General features: G+C 49.4%; 11 protein-coding genes and 1 pseudogene. 8 read left to right on the forward strand and 4 right to left on the reverse strand.

The genetic code is table 11. The annotated features are described in order from the left end of the window. Positions 1-160: 160 nt before the first annotated feature. Positions 161-5737, forward strand: coding sequence for a PAS domain S-box protein (locus Q0K92_RS01205; RefSeq protein ID WP_297323972.1), 5577 nt, complete (start codon positions 161-163; stop codon positions 5735-5737). Between the two features lie 196 nt (positions 5738-5933). Here the strand turns inward: Q0K92_RS01205 and Q0K92_RS01210 are convergent. After that, positions 5934-6083 (reverse strand): annotated as a pseudogene (locus Q0K92_RS01210) (IS200/IS605 family transposase); the annotation flags it as partial. Between the two features lie 173 nt (positions 6084-6256). Between Q0K92_RS01210 and Q0K92_RS01215 the strand changes: the two are divergent. From Q0K92_RS01215 to Q0K92_RS01235, 5 genes are all read left to right on the forward strand, one after another. Next, entirely contained in the window at positions 6257-6985 is a 729-nt protein-coding gene (locus tag Q0K92_RS01215; protein ID WP_297323973.1) for a tail fiber protein, read from the forward strand. 252 nt (positions 6986-7237) lie between these two features. Then, complete coding sequence (locus tag Q0K92_RS01220; RefSeq protein ID WP_297323974.1) at positions 7238-8200, forward strand: tetratricopeptide repeat protein; 963 nt, start codon at positions 7238-7240, stop codon at positions 8198-8200. Between the two features lie 124 nt (positions 8201-8324). Continuing rightward, positions 8325-14900, forward strand: coding sequence for a DUF4347 domain-containing protein (locus Q0K92_RS01225; RefSeq protein ID WP_297323975.1), 6576 nt, complete (start codon positions 8325-8327; stop codon positions 14898-14900). Positions 14901-15024: 124 nt separating this feature from the next. After that, entirely contained in the window at positions 15025-16659 is a 1635-nt protein-coding gene (locus tag Q0K92_RS01230) for a L,D-transpeptidase family protein (protein WP_297323976.1), read from the forward strand. 47 nt (positions 16660-16706) lie between these two features. Continuing rightward, entirely contained in the window at positions 16707-17309 is a 603-nt protein-coding gene (locus tag Q0K92_RS01235) for a DUF882 domain-containing protein (protein WP_297323977.1), read from the forward strand. Between the two features lie 29 nt (positions 17310-17338). On the opposite strand, the gene Q0K92_RS01240 is transcribed toward Q0K92_RS01235, so the two are convergent. From Q0K92_RS01240 to pyrE, 3 genes are all read right to left on the reverse strand, one after another. Next, the gene (locus Q0K92_RS01240) at positions 17339-18070 is read right to left on the reverse strand and encodes a toll/interleukin-1 receptor domain-containing protein (protein WP_297323978.1); all 732 of its coding nucleotides are present in this window, start codon (positions 18068-18070) and stop codon (positions 17339-17341) included. Continuing rightward, positions 18063-19235 carry a hypothetical protein gene (locus Q0K92_RS01245; RefSeq protein WP_297323979.1) on the reverse strand — a complete coding sequence of 391 codons (1173 nt, stop codon included), beginning with the start codon at positions 19233-19235 and terminating at the stop codon, positions 18063-18065. Before Q0K92_RS01245 ends, Q0K92_RS01240 begins: the two co-directional genes overlap by 8 nt. Before the next feature lie 310 nt (positions 19236-19545). Beyond that, positions 19546-20187, reverse strand: coding sequence for an orotate phosphoribosyltransferase (gene pyrE / locus Q0K92_RS01250; protein ID WP_297323980.1), 642 nt, complete (start codon positions 20185-20187; stop codon positions 19546-19548). 27 nt (positions 20188-20214) lie between these two features. Here pyrE and Q0K92_RS01255 point away from each other — a divergent pair, with 27 nt between their 5' ends. Both Q0K92_RS01255 and Q0K92_RS01260 read left to right on the forward strand, forming a co-directional pair. Next, complete coding sequence (locus tag Q0K92_RS01255; protein ID WP_297323981.1) at positions 20215-20988, forward strand: exodeoxyribonuclease III; 774 nt, start codon at positions 20215-20217, stop codon at positions 20986-20988. Next, positions 20985-22367 carry an MFS transporter gene (locus Q0K92_RS01260; protein ID WP_297323982.1) on the forward strand — a complete coding sequence of 461 codons (1383 nt, stop codon included), beginning with the start codon at positions 20985-20987 and terminating at the stop codon, positions 22365-22367. The genes Q0K92_RS01255 and Q0K92_RS01260 overlap by 4 nt, the downstream gene beginning before the upstream one ends.

Genomic DNA, 22367 nt, shown 5'->3' on the forward strand with positions numbered 1-22367 from the left:
TCTTGTAACTCAAGCATTGAGAAATAAAGCGCACTCATATTGTAATAATCACAACATACAAGCTGCGCCGGTATACCCCACGCGATTATTAATTAAGCTGCATTTATGCGTTTCATAAAGGTGATACATCATTTGAATAATTCTCTTCCAAGCATAACTGATGAAGAATTCCGGATACCTCATTGACATCATAGAGCATAGTGGGCTGATTGTTTATATCAAGGACGTTCACGGTAACTTTCTGTTTGTCAATAAAAAATTCGAAACAGTTTTTGATATCCATCGCGGTGATATTTTAGGCAAAACCAGTACTGAGCTTTTTCCTAAGAATATTGCCGCTATTCTGGATCGAAATGATCAGATGGTGATGCAGTCTGAAAAAACGATTGAGTATGAGGATTATCTGGATCTTGCTCACGACCAACGCTATCTTGTTTGCTCAAAATTCCCTCTTCATAGTGCTTTCAGGCAAAAAACGACGATCTGTACAATATTGACTGATATCACTGAATGCAAGCACACTGAGATAACACTTAAGAACACCAAGGTTCACTATCGTAGTTTATTCGAAGAATCACATGATGCGCAGTTGATTCTCGCTCCACCGACATGGGACTTCCAGATAGCCAATTCGGCAGCTGTCAGGATGTTCGGCTTATCCAAGACTTCGGATTTCATAACCTTAGAACTCAATCCCTGGAATCTCTCCCCGGAACGACAACCGGATGGCCGTTCTTCCTTGGATGCCGCGCTTGCCATGATTGAAATCGCGCTGTGCCAGGGATCGCACTATTTCGAATGGAAACACAAGCGGGTAAATGGTGAAGAATTCCCCTGCATGGTGCTGCTGACTCGCATGCAATCCAACGAACTGGACTACCTGCAATGTTCAGTACGGGATATTACCGAGCAAAAACAAATCGAGTCGGCTTTGCGGCGTAGCGAAGAACGCCTGTCCTATGCCCTCCAAGCAGCCAATGACGGTCTCTGGGATTTTAATCTGGAAACGCAAACCGCTTATTATTCGCCACGCTGGAAGGCAATGCTGGGTTATGGCCCGGACGAGCTGGCACCTGATTTTGATACTTGGACAATGTTAATGCATCCGGAGGACAAAGACAGAACGCTGATGCTGCTCGATGATTATCTGGAAGGTTTCCTGGAGACATACAAAGCGGAATTTCGTATGCGCCATAAAGATGGTCACTGGGTTTACATCCTGTCACGCGGTATCTTGGCGCGCGATAGCCAGGGAGATCCCCTCTCACCGCGGCGCATCATCGGCACCCACCTGGATATTACCGAACAGAAACAGAATGAAGCACTGCTGCGCGACAGCGAAAAGCGTTATCGCGTCATCTTCGAATCTTCTCACGATGCCAAATTGGTTTGGTCACCCCGAACCAGAAAATTTGTCGATAGCAACCCGGCTGCACTCAAAATCTTTGGTGTCCCAGACACGCAAACCTTCACCTCCCTGGGGTTTACCGATGTCTCACCGGAGCGACAGGAAGATGGCTGCCTGTCGGCAGAAAAATCCGCAGAATGCATCGAAAAAGCGTTGCAGGATGGCTTCAGCTATTTCGAATGGACGCACCAGCGCCTGAATGGTGAATCCTTCTCCTCCACCGTCTTGCTGACGCGAATGGAAATAACAGGCAAATTCTATATTCTCGCCACTATACGTGACATTACCGAGCAAAAACTAATAGAGCGCAAACTGCGCGAAAGCGAAGTGCTCTACCGCAAATTGTTCGAAAATTCACGTGACGCGATGATGATCATGTCAGCGCGCACCAACAAGGTTGTCGAGTGCAATCGAGCGGCGCTCAAAATGTTGAAAGCATCCAGCGTCGATGAAATCAGTGGCCTGACTCCCCTGCAATTTTCACCCGAATACCAACCCGAAGGCTGCACGTCACAGGAAAAATTTCACGAAGTGCTCTGCGCCACCATGCGCGATGGTTTTCACTATTTCGACTGGACACACCGATGCATGAATGGTGAAGAATATCCTGCGGATGTGTTGGTATTTCCTGTAGAACTTGAAGGAGAGCTATACGTTCAATGTGTTCATCGTGAGATCACCGAACAGAGGCGGGCAGAAAATGAGCTGCGCGAGAGCGAAGCCAGATACCGCAGCTTGTTTGAAGAGTCTCGCGATGCGCAATTCATTCTGGCACCGCCGACATGGCAATTCACCATGGCCAACCGGGCGGCTGCAGAAATGTTTGGTTTGGCTCAGTCAACTGATTTCTCCGTTTTGGGATTAGGCCCTGACAGCATTTCACCCGAACGGCAACCGGATGGACGTCTTTCCAAGGATGCCGCCATCGACGTCATTGAAACAGCCCTGCGTCAAGGTTCACACTATTTCGAGTGGCAGCATCGGCGCATCGATGGGGAAGAATTCCCCTGCATGATGCTGCTCACGCGTATGCAATCCGACAATCAGGTCTTCCTGCAAGGTAGTGTGCGTGACATCACGCGGCAAAAGCAGGCTGAATTGGCCTTGCGGCACAGTGAAGAAACATTAAAACGCGCCCAGGCAGTCGCACACATCGGCAGCTGGGAACTCAACATTGTTACCAAGCAATTTATCTGGTCTGCTGAAACCTATCGCATTCTCGGCGTACCGATTGGCGAACCCATTACCCAGCGAAGTTTTTCTTCCCGCATCCACCCGGATGATTATCACCAGGTGCAGGATATGTGGAATTTAGCGCTCAAGGGTGATCCTTTCGATTGCCATCACCGTATCCTGGTTGATAATCAGATCTTTTGGGTGCGCTTACGTGCCGAAATTCTATTTGCCACAGACGGCTCTCCGCTTTCCGTACTCGGCACCATCCAGGATATTACGCAAACCCATGAAATCAGTGAATCGTTGCGTCGCAGTGAAGAGCGTCTGTCCTATGCGCTGCAAGCTGCCAGCGAAGGCCTGTGGGACTTAAATATCGAAACCAAGGCGGTCTATTATTCTCCGCGCTGGATGGAGATCGTGGGTTATCACCCCAACGAGCTGCCACCAAGTCTAGACACGTGGTCAATGCTGGTGCACCCGGATGAAAAAGACACAGCCCTGGCACAACTCAGCGATTATCTGGCAGGACGCTCGAGCAAATATGAAGTGGAATTCCGCATGCGGCATAAGAACGGCCATTGGGTGTACGTCCTGTCGCGCGGCATCCTGGCGCGCGACAACCAGGGAAAACCGCTTTCGCCCCAACGCGTGGTCGGCACTCATGTGGAAATCACCGAACGCAAACAAGCGGAAAATCAACTGCGTGAGAGTGAAGCCCGCTATCGCACACTGTTCGAAGGCTCTTATGATGCCATGATCATACTCATGGCAAACCCGCTGAAGTTCATCACATGCAATTCCGCCGCACTTGAAATGTTCGGTATTCCCGATTTAGAAACATTCGCTACGCTTAAACTATCAGACCTTTCCCCGAACAGGCAGAGTGATAAAACACTATCAGAAGACAAAGCATATCAGATGTCCGAACTGGCTTTGAAAAATGGTTTTCACTACTTTGAGTGGACATACGAACACCTGAATGGCGAAACCTTTCCGGCAACGGTGATGCTGAGTCGTTCTGAAATCAATGGCGAATTATGCCTGCAAGCAACCGTACGCGATATTACCCAGCAAAAGCGTGCCGAAGAACAGCTGAGATTGGCTGCCGGCGTGTTCGCTCATGCCCGCGAAGGTATCATGATCATGAATGCCGACTCCATTCTCATTGATGTCAATGCCGCCTTTACATATATCACCGGTTATGAGCGCGATGAAGTCATCGGCAAAAAACCCAACATTCTCAAGTCCGATCGGCACAATATGGATTTCTACGCAGATATGTACCGATCCCTGAACGAAAAAGGACACTGGTACGGAGAAATCTGGAATCGTCGCAAGAATGATGAGGTATATGCAGCGTTACTGAATATCAGCCAAATTCGCAGTGAAGATGGCGAAACCCGTCATTTCGTGGGGATTTTCACCGACATTACCTATATCAAAACCCATCAACGCGAACTTGAACACCTCGCGCATTACGATATTTTAACCGGCCTGCCGAATCGCGCGTTGCTGACCATACGGCTGCAGCAAGCCATGGCGCTCACAAAGCGGCTCAGTAAATTCATTGCGGTGGTCTTTATTGATCTGGATGGCTTTAAAGCCATCAACGATCAATACGGCCATGAAGCGGGCGACAAGCTACTGATCAACATTGCCAAAAACATGCAGGATTCATTCCGCAAAGTCGATACGCTGGCTCGCATCGGTGGCGACGAATTTATTGCGGTATTTCAGAACCTGAACACAAGAACCGACTGCGAACCGTTTGTGCGCCGTATTCTTGATTCGGTAACCAAGCCAATCGTCATTCATGATGAAACACTCAATATTACTGCCAGTGTCGGCATCAGTCTTTATCCTCAAGATGAAGACGCCTCTCCCGATTTGTTGCTGCGCCAAGCTGACCAGGCAATGTATGAAGCAAAATTAGCCGGAAAAAATCGCTTTCACTTCTTTGACGCCGCACACGACAAACTAATTCGAAGTCACAATCTCAATCTTAAACGCATCAAGCTGGCCTTGGATCAGCAGGAATTCGTGCTCTATTATCAACCCAAGATCAATTTACGCACGGGGCATGCTTTCTGTGCTGAAGCTTTGATTCGATGGCGACACCCGGAAAACGGATTACTGACACCCGCATCGTTTTTACCGGAACTTGAGAATCATCCGCTCGATATTGAGTTGGGTGAATGGGTCATCGAAACCGCATTGACACAAATCGAGACCTGGCAAACCATGGGTATCAATATGCAAATCAGCGTCAACGTCGGGGCGCGTCAACTACAACAACCTGACTTTTTTGCCAAATTATCCGCCTGTCTCGCAAATCACCCGCATGTTCAACCGCATCAGTTAGAGCTGGAGGTACTGGAAACCAGTGCCCTGGAAGACATCACCCATGTCACAAACCTGATTGAATCCTGCAATGAAATTGGTGTTGGATTCGTATTAGACGATTTTGGAACGGGCTATTCATCGCTCAGCTATCTGAAACGGCTACCCATTCGCCTGATCAAGATCGACCAAAGCTTTGTACGCGATATGCTCAAGGACAAAGAGGATCTGGCCATTATTAAAGGTGTCGTGGATCTGGCCAGCGTGTTCCACCGTAACGTGATTGCGGAGGGCGTCGAAACCGCCCAGCATCATCGTTTGCTCATCAACCTTGGTTGCGAACTGGGACAAGGATATGGCATTGCCAAACCGATGCCGGCAGAAGCATTTCCGGCGTGGTTATCCACTTGGCAGCCTGATCCCGGCTGGTTATCGGCACCCGTAGTCAGTCATGACGACCTATCGCTGCTATTTGCCAAGGTAGCGCATGACGCCGGACAGATACCCGATTTAATCCATTTGCACGACAAACAATCGACGCCACATCCCATCCAATTATCCGACTGCATACTCAGTCACTGGCTGGAAGGTGAAGGCCGGCAGCGATTCGGCGACACTGCTTGGCACAAAAGTGTGGTAGCGCTGCACCTTCAAACACATACGCTAGCGGACCAGTTGATTAAATCCCCTGCCAATACAATTGCCGCCGATAAGCAACATACCGACTACATCAATGCAGAAAAGCAGTTAGCCGCTGAAATCGAAAAATTATTTTGCTCTGCACCCATCAAGAAGCATCCTTTAAGCTACTGAGTCGTTCCTGCAAAATTCACGCAGTCATGCCAATATAAAGTTTTCTGCGTAAAAGCTATTAGTCAGCTGAAACAATGCAAGCTGTAATAAAGCATTCCTTAGGCCCAAACGGCGTATTGCTCTCATCAATTTGCCCGGTAACCAACAGCGAATCCATGCGGTGATCCGTTTTTAGGTGTCCGATTGCAGTTTCTACAACCTGTCGGCGTTCTGCAACCTCAAGACAAACTTCCTTCAGAGCAGCATCAGCCTGTTCATCAAAAGTCACTCGTCTATATTTTGCAGGAAGTACTCAGTGATATATCAAAACCGTGACATTGCGGCTCTTATGAACATATGCGCTCACCTACATATTTTACGCCGCAAGCGGCGGGGAATATAACCCGAAGAGATTTAAACATTATGATCGGATTGGAGCACTGCTATGATACCCAACACTTTATATCAAAAAAACAGGTAATATTTGTCGTAGCAGTTGGTAGATATGAAATCAAAATCTTAATGAGAAGGAAATAACCTATGAAACTCACCCAAAAGACACAAGGTTTTTTTACTGTTACGACAGCTATGGCACTCTTTGCTGCAATGCCTGACAACGCTACAGCAGGTATGGAACCATTTGTTGGAGAGATTAACTACGTTGCTTTTAATTACGCGCCTCAGGGTTGGCTCCCATGTAATGGACAACTGCTACCGATTAATCAATATCAAGCGGTGTTTGCCTTGCTTGGCACCACGTACGGCGGCAATGGCACAACTACCTTTGCGCTACCCGACATGCGCGGCAAAGTACCTGTACATCAGGGCCAATCTGCAGGAGGCTCAAACTTTGTGATGGGACAAACAGCGGGTTCCGAGAATATTACGCTGACGGTTAATCAAATGCCTACCCATTCTCATCCAGTCGATGCGACTTCGACTTCCACCTCGGTGGTTGCTCCTGGTGCATCCGCGACTTCGACATTGAAAGCAGTCAATGCGGCTGGTGATACCAATACGCCAGGAGGCAGCGCGATTGCAATGTCTCCAGCGCTGACCAAGATATATTCCTCGGCAACCGCGCCCAGTGTGAGTATGAATCAAGCTTCCATTGAAACTACGCTCAGTGGCGTAAATGTGGCAACTACGACAATTACCACGGCGACTGCCGGTCCTACCGGAGGATCTCAACCATTTTCAATCATGCAACCATACACCACGGTTAACTGCATTATTGCAATCGATGGAATCTTTCCTTCGCGGCCCTAGCAGACCGCTGAAAAACGTTTTCGAGGCAGCCGATACCAGGCAAAAACAGGCGAGAAAGCGCAGTTTATGCGTAATAAATAAGCATCCTGAGCCTGTCTTTAACACCGTAGCGGCAACGCAGATGGTTTTTCAACGGCCTGCTCGATAGCTGGATTATTTTACACTTTGACCAGGAGAATCATCGGATTAATTAGGCAGCAATTGGATCAATCCGTCATGGACGGTAATTAACCGGTGATTCTATTAACAAAAATGAAAAATGCTTTGTTGATATTTCTGTGTATGGCAATGCTGTCGCCTGAAGAAAACGCAAATGCGCAAACAGACAACACCCAGATCATGAAAGATGCCCAAGCAGCACTAGCAGCGGGTGATTATGAAAAAGCATTTGCCGAATATCATGCAGCAGCCAACGATGACAAAAATGTACTGGCACAATTTTCTCTAGGTCTTTTTTACCAAAACGGCTGGGGACGCGCAGTGGACAAAGCTATTGCCTGCCAATGGTTTGAGCAAGCAGCACAAGGTGGCATTCCGACAGCTCAGCATCTGACCGGCATTTGTTTTGAAGAAGGTATACATCGCCCGGCAAATCCCGCAGCAGCAGCGAATTGGTTTCAGAAATCAGCTCAGGCAGGACACACCCATTCCTATTGCCATCTGGGCAATCTCTATATGACCGGCAAGGGATTCCCAAAAGATCCCATCAAAGCGCTTACGCTTTGCCATCCTGCGGCGGAGCAAGGCGCCATTCCTGCACAGATATGGATGGGGAAATTTTATCTGCAAGGTGATGCATCCATTCAGGATATGCAAAAAGCTTATCTCTGGTTTGAAGCAGCTGCACAAAAACAAAGCCCTGAAGCCTTTTATTATTTAGGTATTATCATGGATAAAGGCTTATCACAAGGACATACGCCCCGGAAAGCCCGACAAATGTTTGAACAAGCCGCTGCACTAAAATACGTGCCGGCCTATTTTCAGACAGGCAAACATTTTTTTGACGCAGAACCCGATCCCGGAACAAACCAATTATCGGCAGAGCATCTGGCAAAAGCCTATGTATGGCTTTCAGCCACCGTGCAGCGATCAGAGAATCCGGAAGAAATCAGTGCAGCAAAAGAGATTCTGCAGCAAATATTAGCGGTGATGCCAACGACATGGCTTGCTGAACTTGACCATAAAGTCGCCCAGCATTTGTTGGAAAGCCATTGAACACATGTAATTATTGCTTGCCATATTAAAAAAACAAATAAGCAACTGTTTTACTGAATTAATCATGCAATAACGGTTTAATCAGCAGCTCCTCAATGAAACTGACAATATAGGTATAAAGACGATGACTACTCAGACAATGCAACCCAAACAATCTATTTTATTCATTGACAGTGGCGTAGCCGATTACCAAACTCTGATTAACGGCGTTAAAGCGGGAACGCAGGTTGTCATACTGAATGTTGATCAGGATGGTGTACAGCAAATTACTGACGTGCTGAATCAATCTTCCAGTGTAGACAGTGTCCACATCCTGTCTCATGGTAATCAAGCCGAAGTGATCCTTGGTAATGCCACGTTGAACCGCAGTTCATTCGCTGCCTATCAGCCTGTCTTGCAATCCTGGCGCAACGCGCTTTCAGAAACAGCAGAAGTTGTACTGTACGGCTGCCATGTGGCCAAAGGCGCTATCGGGCAACAATTCGTCCGCCAGTTAAGCGCAACGATCCAAGCAAGTATCGCCGCTTCTGTCGATCTGACCGGTGCTAAATCTCTCGGAGGAAACTGGGAACTCGCATTCCATTGCGGGCAGATCAATCATCCGCAGATTTTTGCACAAAATGCGTTAGACAATTACGCCGGCACCTTGGCGACTGAAACGATTTCATTTGCTGACAATGAGCTTTCAGGTGAACCACTTGCCACTTATACCAAAGGAACCACCGGCTACGGCAATCTAACCATCAAAGGCACTGACTCCGCCATTGGAATAGCTTTTGGCTCATTAGTCAATCTGTCCAATCCTGCCGGTTTATACGATTCAGATTCTCAGCTTGGACCAGGCATTTCGGTAGGTATCGGCCTAAACGATGGAAGCAGTGGCGGCACGACAGGAACTTGGTTTGCCTTCGCCACCGCCAACGGCGGAGAATTTGATCTGGTTTCATTAAAAATGACGGAAGGATTAGGCGCATTCACTTCGATGCAAGCCGTGGGCTTTCGCAATGGATTACAAGTGGCCACGCAGTCGCTAACGCTCTCTACTGGTACAACGCAGCAAACCCTCAGCATGTCTTCCGACTTTGATAATGTCGACGAAATCCGTGTCCGGCAAACAACGCCTGGTTTTTATGATTCAGGAACACCCGGGCAGGATGGCATATTGTTCGAGAATTTTATTTTTCAGCCGATTCCCGTCACCATTACATCCGCCACTTACGATGCCAGCACTAACTCACTGGTAGTCACCGGCACCAACATGACCGCCACAGTAGGTGCTGCCAATGATATCGATGTAACGAAACTGACCCTGACCGGACAAGGCGGCTCCACTTATACCCTCACCTCGGCCAACGTTGAAATTACTTCAGCATCCGGATTTACCATAACCCTGAATGCCGCAGATCAAACGCATGTGGAAGGATTGTTGAATAAGAATGGCACTGCCGCCGTCGATGCCACAACGTTTAATATTGCTGCTGCGGCTGACTGGAATCCTTCCCAAACCGGTAATGCAGATGCAACCGGAAATGGAATTACCGTCAGTAATGTACAAACACCCACCATCACATCCGCCACCTACGATGCCAGTACCGGTGCATTAGTGGTGACCGGAACGAACTTCGTAAACGCCAATGGTGCTACCAACGATATCACCGCCAATAAATTTACGTTCACCGGCGAAGGTGGCGCGACCTATACCCTGACCGATTCCTCCAATGTCGAGATTACCTCCGGCACGGCTTTTACCATTACATTGAGTGCAACGGACAAAGCCGCGATTAACCCGATTAGCAATAAAAATGGCACCAGCTCTACCGGTGCCACAACGTATAACCTGGCTGCCGCGGATGATTGGAACACCGTGATCGGCAATGCGGATACCTCTGACGCCACGGGCAACGGCATTACTGTCAGTAACGTTGCCGCACCCACGATCACATCGGCGACGTATGACGCCAATACCGGTGTATTGGTGGTCACTGGAACCGGTTTTCTGAGTCTAAATGGCGCCACCAATGACATCTTCGCCAATAAGTTCACCTTCACCGGCGAAGGCGGCGCAACCTACACATTGACCGATACTGCAAACGTCGAAATCACCTCCGGCACGGCTTTTACGCTTACATTGAGCGCAACCGACAAAGCCGCCATTAACCAGATCGTCAACAAAAACGGCACTTCATCAACGAGTGCTACCACCTACAACCTCGCTGCCGCGGAAGATTGGGCGGCCGGTGCTGACGCTGCGGTTGTCGTCGCAGATCTCACCGGTAATGGCATGACCGTCTCCAATGTTGCCGTTCCCACGATCACATCGGCGACTTATGACGCCAATACCGGCGCACTGGCGGTCACTGGAACCGGTTTTCTGAGTTTAAGCGGTGCCACCAATGACATCGCCGCCAATAAATTCACCTTCACCGGCGAAGGCGGCGCAACCTACACATTGACCGATACTGCAAACGTCGAAATCACCTCCGGCACGGCTTTTACGCTTACATTGAGCGCAACCGACAAAGCCGCCATTAACCAAATCGTCAACAAAAACGGCACTTCATCAACGAGTGCTACCACCTATAACCTGGCTGTCGCGGAAGATTGGGCGGCAGGCGCCGATGCTGCAGTCGTCGTGGCTGACCTCACCGGAAATGGCATCACCGTTTCCAATGTGGCCGTTCCCACGATTACATCAGTGGCCTACGATTACAACAGCAACGTATTAACCGTTACCGGCACCGGTTTTCTACAACAAAACGGCGCCAGTAACGATATCGATCTCTCCAAACTGACCATTACCGGAGAAGGAGGAGCAACTTACACCCTCACCAGCGCCACGGATGTGGAAATTACTTCGGGAACTTCATTCTCAGCGACATTGACGGATGCAGACCTGATCAATGTCGAAGCATTGCTGAATAAGAATGGCGCATCGGCAGTCAGTGGCACAACCTATAATCTTGCCGCAGCCGAGGATTGGGCAGCCGGAGCCGATGCTGCGGTAACCGTAGCCGATCTTACCGGCAACGCAATTACGGTCAGCAACTATGCCGCCCCGACGGTCACTTCCGCTACGTTTGACGCCAGCACCAATGTATTGACAGTAACCGGAGCGAACTTAATCTCCAATAGCGGCGCAACCAACGATGTTGCAGTTTCCCTGCTGACATTAACCGGTGAAGGCGGCAGTTACGCGTTAACTTCAGCGGATGTCGAAATCACTTCAGCGACTTCCTTCAGCGTGACGTTGAATGCCGCCGATCAACTCGTGGCACATGGATTGTTGAACAAAAATGGTACGGCTTCTTCCGATGCAACAACCTACAATATCGCAGCGGCTGAGAACTGGATGGCCGGAACGGCTGCTTCCATTACTGTCGCCGATCTGACAGGCAACGACATCACGGTGAGCAATGTCCAGACACCCGCCATTACTTCAGCGACCTACGATTCCGATACCGGCCTATTGGTTGTGACGGGTACCGATTTTTTCAACAAAGTCGGCGCGAATAACGACATTGATATTTCAACATTGACATTGACCGGTGGCACTGCAAATGCCACTTACACGATTACCAGTGCCTCGGATGTTGAAATCGCATCAGCAACTTCCTTTAGCGTCACGCTTTCCGGCGCGGATAAGACAAATGTTGATGCTTTATTGGATCAAACCGGCACCACGTCATCAGGCGGTTCTACCTATAATCTGGCTGCCGCGGATAATTGGCTATCTGGTGCAAATGCGGCCAGCGATATCAGCGATGCAAGCAGTGCCGTGACGGTTTCAATTAACCCGCGCATCACTTCAGCCACCTATGATGCGTCAACAGGCGCCTTGGTGGTTACCGGTACCAATCTGCAAGCCAATGGCGGCGGTTCCGATATTGATGCTTCCACACTTACCTTCACCGGAGAAGGCAGCACCACCTATACCTTGACTGACTCAGCCGATGTCGAGATCACCTCCGCCACAGCATTTACTGTCACATTAAGTGCCACTGACAAAGCCGCGGTCAATCAGATTATGAACAAGAATGGCACAACTTCCGCAGGTGCTACGACTTACAATCTGGCCACGGCGGATGACTGGAATACCAATGCAACGACCGGCGATACGTCGGATGCCACCGGCAATGGCATTACTGTCTCCAACGTGGCTGCTCCCGTCATCACATCAGCCACTTACGATGCCAGCAGCGGCGCATTGATCGTTACCGGCACAGACTTCCTGAAAGCCAGCGGTGCCGCCAACGATATTGATGTGTCCAAATTCACGTTCACCGGCGAAGGCGGTGCAACTTACACATTAACCGATTCCATCGATGTCGAAATTACTTCCGGTACCGCATTCACCGTCACTTTGAGCAGTACCGATAAAGCAGCCGTCAACCAGATCGTCAACAAGAACGGCACCAGTTCTACCGATGCCACCACTTATAATCTGGCTGCCGCAGAAGATTGGGCGGTAGGCGCGGATGCGGTTGTCAATGTGGTTGATGCCACCGGCAACGGAATCACCGTCTCCAACGTGGCTGTGCCAACGATTACCTCATCGACTTACAACGCCAGTACCGGCGCATTGGTGGTAACCGGCAGCGATTTCCTGAAAGCCGTCGGCGCGACCAACGATATTGTCGCCAATAAATTCACGTTCACTGGCGAAGGCGGCGCCACCTATACCTTGACCGATACGGCCAACGTCGAAATTACCTCCGGCACCGCATTGACACTCACATTGAGTGCGACGGATAAAGCTGCTGTGAATCTGCTCCTGAATGAGGACGGTACAGCATCGAGCGATGCGACAACCTACAATGTCGCTGCGGCAGAAGATTGGGCGGCTGGCGCCGATGCGGCTGTCAATGTTGCTGACCTGGCAGGCAACGGTATAACAGTGACCATTCCACCTGCTTCATCCGGCGGTGGCGGCAACCCTGCCCCGACCCCTACGATTATTGATGGCGCCACTACCAGCACGACAACGCAATCGGATGGCACAGTTATCACCACTGTTTTGCCAGTCAGCGCTAATCGCCAGGATGATCCGAACAGCTTATTCCGCCAATATGCAGATATCCCCGTCATCCGTAATTCAAATGGCGATACCTTACTGACCGCCAGCCTGCCTGTCGGTGCGGGTTTGAATATTGCCGGTAAATCACAACTGCTAGATTTACCAGAGGCTATCGATGATCTAACCCAGCGCATTGAGCAAAAAACCGGTTCAGACAGTTCCTTAACCCAGGAAATCATCGATCGTGCCAAGGATTTTCTAGCGACATTGGCCACAGATGAACACGTCACTGTGCAGGCCATCACGCCATCGATCGGTAATAACCAAGCACTCGATGTCCCCATTATTATTACCGGATCAAATATCGATAACGATGACAAACAAATCTTAATCATTGATGCCAGAAACCTTCCATCCGGTGCCATCATTCAGCTGGACAACGTTGCATTCGCATCCATTATCGGTGCTGCCCGGGTTGTCGGCGGTAACGGTGAGAACTTTGTCGTCGGTGATAATCAAAATCAGTATATCGTGCTGGGCGCCGACGATGATATTTTGCTGGGTGGTGGCGGTAATGATACGGTCGGCAGCCTGGCCGGTAATGATCAGACTTCCGGCGATGCAGGCGATGATATTGTTTTCGGCGGCACCGGCAATGACTTGTTGAGTGGCGCCACCGGCAACGATCAGCTCAATGGCGGTTTGGGTTTTGATAGCGTGTCTCAAGAGGGTCAATTATCGGATTATCAGGTTGAAGCGCATGGTGGCGTAATCACGCTCACGCAAAGTAACGGTGAAGTCGATACATTCACCGATGTTGAGTTGATCCATTTCGCCACCGGCCCCAGTTTGTCCGTCGCTTATTCCAGCGTTGAAGCGGTTGCACATCATCTGGTTAAAACCTGGCTGGGACGTGACTTGACAGCTATTGAAGGTGATGCCGTACAAAACTGGCAAGCAGCCACTACGGATGATATTTTAACTGCTTTTCATAACCTGCCTGAAGCAGTGGCATTCCAAGATAAAACCAGCGATGAATTGCTAGCCGGTTTGGAAACGAATCCAAATATTATCCGGCTCGATGTAATTCGCGAAGTCATCGCCGACGCGGGTAACGATCAGGGCTATTTACCGTTGGGATTGGCTTTAAATGCAGATGGTGGCGAAGGCTTTGATGTATTGCATATGTTGGGCAATCGTGACGATGTTCACCTTGAATCTGTCAATAATCGTCTGGAATTAACCCGTCTCAATGATGGCGCCATGCTGAGCCTCAAGAACGCTGAAATGCTCGCTTTTGACAGCGGTGAAACAGTGGTGATTGCGCATAATCAAACAGAAGACATGCTAGCGCGCCTGGTACATAGTTTCTTTGACCGGGACGCCACCCCGGAGGAATGGCAATTAGGGCGGGAAGCACTGGATGCTCAGGTAAGTCATCGCAGTATCTTGGATTGGTTCCAGCAACATGCCGGTTTGGATGATCTGTCCAATACGGATTATGTGCAAACGATTTATACCCAAACATTAGGCCGTGCTGCGACAAATGATGAACTCGATCAACAGCTGTCGCGTTTGGATAGCCATCAAGTGGATCGTGAATGGCTGGCGGCTGAAATCACTCAAAGCACCGAAGCTGCCATGCATTTGGTAGGCAGTGCCATGCTGCAAGAGGGATGGGTATAGATCACCCCATTCATCTAACAACCACAGTTTTCCGGCCGAATTCAAGTCATGTCATCAACAATATTGATGATAAAATTTCAGTACTTTTTCGGCCCAAACCCTGCTACAGCCAAGGAATCATTGCGTGTCACACAATCCATTCAGATCCTTCTTACTGATCTTTCAATTTTTTTGTTACTTTGTTTTTCTGCTGACGCCATCTATTTCTCAAGCACTGACCATTGAAGCAAAAGCACTCGAGCAACAGCTGGCGAAACCAGCTTCATTTGCTTTTACTGAGACGGCAACTGCAAATCTACAGCAATTTTATAACGCGCGAAATTACCGGCCCGTTTGGATAACACCCGAACCGGAATCGTCTTCACTTGAAATGGCATTCGCCTTCATCGCCAGCGCCGAAAATGAAGGATTGAATAGCCAGGATTATCACTTGCAACAATTACAGCAATTGCAGCAGCAAGCCAAACAATCTTTACCGGCAGCCATCGAACTGGAGTTACGCACAACGCATGCAGTCATGCAATTAGCCAAAGATTTATCGCGCGGTCGGCTGTCGGCCATCGCGGCTGATCCGGACTGGCATATCCCGCAACCCAAATTTGATGCGGCAACCTTCTTGCATGGCGCAATCAAAACTGGTCGTCTGCAACAATCCCTGCACGATCTATCTCCCCAAAAGCACGGTTATCAGTTGCTCAAACAAACGCTGATGCGCTATCAGAATCTCATCAACAGTCATGCAGAATGGATTCACATTCCCAGCACCCCATCCATTCGCCCGGGCGCAACCGACACAGTCATTCCGTTGATCCGTCAGCGCATCGCACAAGCCTACGCCGCTGACGGTATTGCTGAATATCATCTCACTTCAAGCAATAGCCAGCAGTACGATGATGCGTTGGTCGCTGCAATCAAGGCATATCAGATTCAGCACGGTCTGAATCCGGACGGGATCATCGGGAAAAATACTATCCGTGCATTGAATATCCCGCTTGCCTGGAAAATACGCCAGTTGCGCATCAATATGGAACGTCTGCGCTGGCTTCCGGGTGATCTGGGCAAACGCTATGTGCTGGTGAACACGGCCGGCTTCCGGCTCACCGCCGCTGCACAGGGCGAGAATATTCTCAGCATGCGCATTATCGTCGGACGTGATTATCGTTCCACGCCAAGTTTCAATGGCGCGCTCTCGCATATGGTTTTGAATCCCTATTGGAATGTTCCCGCCAGTATTGCGCGTAAGGATTTGTTACCGAAACAGCAGAAAGATCCGGATTTTTTCACCGCGGGCGGCTTCAAGATTTACCCAAGCCATAGCCGTGATGCCACAGCGCTCGATCCGGATACGATTGACTGGCATGGCGTCAAAAAAGGATTTCCTTACGTGTTACGCCAGGATCCGGGCGCAGGCAATGCATTAGGCAGGATAAAATTCATGTTCGCCAACGGTTTTGATATTTATCTGCACGACACGCCATCCAAATCGTTATTCCAAAAAGATATCCGCACGTTCAGCTCCGGCTGCATCCGCCTGGAAAAACCGCTGGAACTGGCTGCTTTCCTAATGGGCGGGCAAACGGTATCCGACAAATTTCTCGCCGACATGGACAGCGGCAAGACCATGGCCGTGCATTTACCTAAACAACTGCCCATTTACTTAGTGTATATTACGGCCTGGGTTGATGAGCAGGACCAGGTACATTTTTCACCCGATATTTACGGCCGGGATTTACGCGCGTTGCAATATGCCGGCTGGTAGCGTTATTAACAAAAACAATAACAAAATTTTCCGGAGAAAAACATACGATGCTGATACAAAAACTTTTGAATCAAAATTATTTATCAGAAACAGAACCGGTGCACAGCCGCCGCCGTTTTTTAAAAGCAGGATTAGGCGCATGCACGCTGTTGACACTCCCCCTAGCAGCAACATCCGCACACGCAGCATTCAAAAGACCTTTCGAGAAAAAACTGAGCTTTCTCAACTTACACACCGGCGAACGCACCCGCGCCACCTACTGGGCCAATGGCCGCTATATCCCCGAAGGCATGCGCGCAATCAACCATGTGCTGCGCGACCATCGAACCGGCGATCGCTATAAAATAGATCCTGAGCTATTCGATATTCTGCATTTGCTGCAACGCAAACTGGGTACCAATCAGGAATTTCACGTGATTTCCGCGTACCGCTCACCTGCTACCAATGCCAAATTGGCAGAGCAAAGCGGCGGCGTTGCTAAAAACAGCATGCATACGCATGGAAAGGCCATCGATATCCGCTTGCCGAGTCGTAGACTTTCCGATCTGCGCACTGTTGCCATGTCCCTGCAAGCAGGCGGTGTGGGTTATTACCCGTCTTCTAATTTTATTCATCTGGATACCGGAAATTTTCGTTTCTGGGGCGGATAAACAGAGTGCTTACCGACAATCGGAAAGACTCAGTCCGGCATCACAGCCGACTTCATTTTTTTATAGATCTCAGCAAGTACGCGATTCTGTTCACCCTCAGACAGTAGATCGAGTGGTTTATCTGGAGAATTAGCACCTTGAAACTTAGCCAGCAGGGAATCCTCGAAAGTAGTTGAGCTCACTGCAATCCAGAAAATCACACAACCGCGATTCTGGGCTGCCTCCAGTAGCTCCGGCAGTTCCTTTTCGCGAATGAAGGTGGAATTAAGGAAGTTCTGCGTAACCAAGAACACGGCGACCCTCGCCGATTCCAAGGCAATGCGGATCTCATTCAGCCAGTCTGATCCCGGTCGAATTTCTGTGTCATCCCAAATCCGAATCAATTCTTTGTCCTCAAGGGGTTGCAGAAACTGCTTGAGCTTCTCCAACCACAAAGCATCTTTATGGCTGTAGCTGATAAAAACGGGCTTAATAACTTGAATTTTTGGCGCAACGAAGTGTAGCAGATACAGTACCTTACGTGTACTATCTAGTTCGAAGGTCACTTGTAAAGCCGGGGAAGGATGTAAATACAATCGAATGGTGCCATCGCGGCTAATCGCCCGCGTTCGACCTGGAAAAGCATCTGGATTAGCAGCCAAGATATCCAATACTTCGAATAACACTATCTGCGCTTCAGGTGGCAGTTCATGCCGACTTGCCTTACCTGTACTCGAGAATTGGATCGCGTATGGCTCGAGTGTCAATGCTTGATCAACCACCATTTACTCCTGGTGGTGTGCAAGTAGCATCTTCAATGAATGACCTCACTGCTGTAACTCGAATGATGCGATTTTCACGATTTATCACAAATTCAATTTCAACACGCCCATTTTTAGTCAAACTTCGTAATATTGTTTCAACGCCTTGAGAAAGTGATCCTAAGGACGAGAAGGATTCTACATCTTCTGTACTTAGCTGTGCTTCCAAATCCTGCAACTCAATCCGATCTGCAATGCCCAACATTGAACGTTGTCGAGCAGCACCCTCCTCGAACACGATCGCATAGCCGCTAGTACGAATGTCCGCACTCTTGAGAATTGCGGTCTTGCGGGTTCTGGCTATCTGTACTGACTCGATCTTCGCAGCCTGTTCAATAAATTCGGCCGGTACTTCAACTTTTCCTGCCACGCCAGCATGCTGCAACATCTTCTCTAGCACAGATCTCAATTGCCCCGCGTTAGCCGCCAAGTCTATCTGTTCACGCTGATTACGCAGATATCTCGCGGTGAATAGCATGATTGCCAACCAAACCGCCACGGCAACAACCATCCTACCAAAACCAATAATCCCTAAATTTGGATATAGTGCAGATTCAAGTTCAAACGCAAGATCAGGTCTAAGCGTGAGCGCTTTTACAAAGATTGAGACAGAAACGGCTCCTATTATCATGTACACACTTATAAAAATCAGGAATCCACTTCGAAGGCGACTTAGCCACCGACTGCGTCTGCTCTCCTTCCACAACGACTTCGTTAACCCAGTAATCCCCAACAACTCTAGCTTCGCTCGCTCCTGGAATGTTTTGCGAAGCAATGAAATACTAAACAGTAGCGACGGTACGCCCGCTAATATGGACAGGAGAAGAGCCAATAGTGACAAAATAAATAACAATCCAAGTACATTCTTGAACCAATCAGGAGGGGTGACCGTCGCGTCTACAATACTCTTATCAACAAAATTGAGAACAAATATCGAACTAAATAGCCAAACAAACGTAATAAGAAAATGCGCGATTGCCAAATCAGCACTAAGCATTAACCCCCAGTAGCTAATCCGCTCGCGACGGGTAAGGTTGAAGTCTTTCACCACATCCGAAAGCGCTTTAATCACTTTGTCCAGACTTTGCGAATCAAGATTGACAGTACGCGGTGCACTATTCATCATGATAGAAAAGCATAACAATCATGGAAAGAAGAACGATTCACAGGCCAAACCAGCGTGCAGACTGGTAGAATCTGAAGTGAAACATAGCGAAATTACTACTTTCAGCATGTGGCAAGATATAAGTGCCTTACTATATACATATATAAGATAAAAGTACTGCAAATTAGATAGAGTGTCAAATGATCAATAATTCGCAAAACTAAATCTAATCAGCAGTACTTAATGGGGAGTCCGACAATGAATAAAAGGTTTGAATACCCTCACAGCAAGTTGCTGCGTACAATCAAATTCCATGGTTTTCGCAGCGCTATTAGTTCACCCCATACTGCTCCCGATACCGCTGCACCGCCTGCAAATGCTGCGCAAGCGCAGCGTGATTCAGCAAATACTCCACCAGATCATCCAAATTAATAATCGAAGTCACCGAAAGCCCATGCATTTGCTGCACTTCCTGTACCGCCGATAGTTCCCCGATGCCGCGTTCCATACGATCAAGCGCAATCACGACACCGCCAGACGTTGCACCCGAGGCTTTAATCAAGTCGACCGATTCACGCACCGAGGTACCCGCGGAAATCACATCATCGACAATCAGCACCCGTCCGCTCAGTGGAGCACCCACCAGCACGCCGCCTTCACCATGATCTTTCGCTTCCTTGCGGTTAAAGCAGAAAGGATAGTTATGCCCCATCTCCGCCAGCGCGATAGCAATCGTGCTGACCAGCGGAATGCCTTTGTACGCGGGGCCGAACAACATATCGAACGGAAGCGCTGCAGCGACAATCGCTTTGGCGTAAAATTGCCCGAGTTTGCGCAGAGAGTCGCCGTCGTTGAATAAGCCTGCATTAAAGAAATAAGGCGACATGCGCCCCGCTTTGGTTTTAAATTCGCCAAAGCACAACACATTGCGCTCAATGGCGAACTGAATAAATGCCTGCCGGAAATCGGACATACAATTAACCACACTAGAAATAAAAAGATGCAAATTATAACGCTTAACCTGAACGGCATTCGCGCGGCTGCAAAAAAAGGCTTCTTTGGATGGCTGGCCGCACAATCGGCGGATATTGTGTGTGTGCAGGAACTCAAAGCGCAATTACCCGACTTTTCCAAGGATATGCTGTCACCGGATAGCTATCGGGGCTACTTTCATTGTGCTGCGCAAAAAGGCTATAGTGGCGTCGGCATTTATTGCCGCAGTCAGCCAGACAACATCATCGAAGGCGTCGGAATCCCTGAAATCGATGCCGAAGGCCGCTTTATCCAGGCAGATTTCGGTAATTTGAGCATTATTTCACTCTATCTGCCGTCCGGGTCCAGCGGCGAACACCGGCAAGCTGCAAAATTCTTCTTCATGGAAAAATTCTTTCCGATCCTGAAAACACTGATGGCCAACGGCCGGGAAATTATTTTGTGCGGCGATTGGAATATCGCACATAAGGAAATTGACCTGAAAAACTGGCGTTCCAATCAGAAAAATTCCGGTTTCCTGCCGGAAGAACGCACTTGGTTATCGAATGTTTTTGATGACATTGGGTTTGTCGATGTATTCCGGCAGCTCAATGCCGAACCGGATCAATACACTTGGTGGTCCAATCGCGGACAAGCCTGGGCCAAGAACGTCGGCTGGCGCATTGATTATCAGATTGCCACACCCGCGATAGCGCAAAAAGCGCGCAGTGCCTCGATTTATAAAACCGAGCGTTTCTCGGATCATGCACCGCTGATCGTCGACTACGATCACACCTTATGACATCCACCGGATTTTCCAGTTGGTTGCAGGCATTGCGGGTTTATACCCATCCACGCGTGCTGGGCATGTTGTCGCTGGGATTTTCCGCCGGCCTGCCGCTGCTGCTCATCATGGGCACCCTGTCGTTCTGGCTGCGCGAAGCCGGCATCGACCGCACCACCATCGGCCACCTGAGCTGGATCGGCTTGGCATACAGTTTTAAGTGGCTGTGGTCGCCGCTGGTCGATCGGCTACCGCTGCCGCTGCTGACCCGCTTCCTCGGCCGGCGCCGTGCCTGGTTGTTACTGTCGCAAATTATCATCGCTGCCGCCTTGGTCGGCATGGCATTTACCGATCCCGTCGTCAGTCTGACGCAATTGGTATTTTTCGCACTCGCGGTCGCTTTTGCTTCCGCCACCCAGGATATTGCGCTCGATGCGTATCGTATTGAAGCCGTTGCGGTCGAATTGCAGGGCGCCATGGCAGCGACGTATCAAGCGGGCTACCGCATCGCGATGATCCTGGCATCGGCCGGTGTGCTGTGGATTGCAGCGACGATTGATGTTTCCACCACGTATGACCATGCGCCGTGGCGCTTCGCTTACCTGGTAATGGCCGCCACTATGGCGGTCGGCATCATTACCACACTGATCATCCGCGAGCCGGATGTCCCCTACAGCCGGTTGATTTCAGACAACGAAAAAATTGCGCAACTGGCGATTGCGCACTGGAATCTCCATCCCCGCATCAACAATATTCTGGTATGGCTGTACGGCGCATTGATCGCGCCTTTCCGCGATTTCATCGTGCGTCACGGCAAACAAGCATTGCTGATCTTAGGCTTGATTGCCATTTATCGCATTTCCGATGTGGTGATGGGTGTGATGAGCAATCCGTTTTATGTGGATATGGGCTACAGCAAAGAGGAAGTCGCCACCATTTCAAAAGTATACGGTGTCATTATGACGATCGCCGGTGCGGCCATCGGTGGTGTGCTGACCGTCAAAATCGGTATCATGCGCACGCTGTTCCTGGGCGCCGTGTTATCGGCTGCCACCAATCTGCTGTTTGTCTGGCTGGCAGGCCGCGGTCATGATGTCAGCGCGCTGGTTTTTACCATCTCAGCCGACAATCTATCGGCCGGCATTGCATCCAGCGCCTTCATTGCGTATTTGTCAGGCCTGACCAATTCCGCCTACTCGGCCACGCAGTATGCGCTATTCAGTTCGGTGATGTTGTTGCTACCCAAATTCATTGCCGGTTTCAGTGGGCAATTTGTCGATGCGTATGGTTATGAAAATTTCTTTATCGTCACGGCACTATTGGGTTTTCCGGTTCTGATATTGGTCTGGCTTGCCGGGCAGGCCAAATTTGCAACATCGACCGGATCATCGCCATAA

It is taken from the genome of Nitrosomonas sp. (assembly GCF_024282095.1).
Taxonomy (GTDB): Bacteria; Pseudomonadota; Gammaproteobacteria; order Burkholderiales; family Nitrosomonadaceae; genus Nitrosomonas.